The organism is Vibrio sp. 1978, from assembly GCF_033344345.1.
This window is the reverse complement of sequence record NZ_JAWPOP010000383.1, coordinates 1-753: the sequence shown is the minus strand read 5'-3', so window position 1 is coordinate 753 and position 753 is coordinate 1. Positions and strand designations below refer to the sequence as shown.

Here is a 753-nt window from a genome sequence, read left to right as displayed (position 1 = left end):
GCCAGATGTGGTTACTTGTCCTTTATCGATAATCGCAAGATGTTGAGCAAGCCTCAAAATCTCTTGTAGGCTATGCGTTACATAGATAATGGGAATATTCACCTTGTCTGACAACTCTTCCAGAAATGGCATGACTTCACGCTTTCTGGGCATATCTAGTGATGCGAGAGGTTCATCCATCAACAACAAATCCGGCTTCGATAACAGTGCACGAGCAATAGCGACACGTTGCTTTTCACCGCCAGAGAGTGAGATTGGAAAACGCTTTAAAAGAGGTTTGATGGAGAGCAAGTCCGTAACAGCATCAAAATATGCATCATCTTTTTCCTTCACCCCATACAAAAGATTGCCCTGTACAGAGTAATGAGGAAATAAACGCGAATCCTGAAATACATACCCGATTTTACGTTTATGCGTTGGTAAATTGATCCCTTGTTCACTGTCAAACAAGACGTGATCACCAATTGCAATTCTGCCATGTTGTGGCGTCACCAACCCACTAATCACATTGATTAATGTGGTGTTACCAGCTCCAGAACGTCCAAATAATGCACTTATTTCGTTACGTGGTAACGAAAGATCGATATCAAAGTTAGTTTCGCCAAGCGTTTGTTTGAATTGAATTTTAATTGTCATCGCTTCGCACCCAATCTACTCGCTGCTTTACGATTCAACCACTCAGAAATCATCAACGTCGATAAAGCGAGTGCAATAGAAATGATACACAAGCGTGCCGCTTCCATTTCCGCTCCC

At 42.4% G+C, this 753-nt stretch carries 1 protein-coding gene and 1 pseudogene; both read right to left on the bottom strand.

The window, feature by feature from the left end; genetic code table 11:
• A partial coding sequence (gene modC, locus R8N49_RS26755) for a molybdenum ABC transporter ATP-binding protein (RefSeq protein ID WP_318190402.1) occupies positions 1 to 636 on the bottom strand: 636 nt, incomplete at its 3' end.
• Positions 633 to 753: pseudogene (gene modB, locus R8N49_RS26750) on the bottom strand (molybdate ABC transporter permease subunit); the annotation flags it as partial. The gene modC and the pseudogene modB, both read right to left, overlap by 4 nt.